This window comes from Streptomyces sp. BE303 (assembly GCF_036290945.1).
GTDB lineage: Bacteria > Actinomycetota > Actinomycetes > Streptomycetales > Streptomycetaceae > Kitasatospora.
Genome location: NZ_JAQYWZ010000610.1, coordinates 1 through 283 on the forward strand (window position 1 = coordinate 1; position 283 = coordinate 283).

The window sequence follows — 283 nt, forward strand, 5'->3', positions numbered from 1 at the left end:
CCTCCTCACCGCCCGCACCGGCTCCGGCCAACCCGTCTCCGGCAGCGAGGGCCTCGAACTCAAGGCCATCACCGCAGCCGCCCTCGGCGGCGCCGCCCTCAAGGGCGGCAAGGGCGGCATCGGCGGCACCCTCCTCGCCGTGGCCCTCCTCGGCTGCCTGGAGAACGGCCTCACCGTCCAGGGCATCAACTCCTTCTGGCAGAACGTCGCCCAGGGCGCCCTCCTCGTCGTCGCCGTCGTCATCCAGCAACGCCGCAACGGCGAACGCGCCGTCGGACTCCCC

Annotated in this window: 1 pseudogene; it reads left to right on the top strand. The window is 73.5% G+C overall.

What is annotated here, in order from left to right:
- Positions 1–283, top strand: a pseudogene (locus PUR56_RS13905) (ABC transporter permease); the annotation flags it as partial.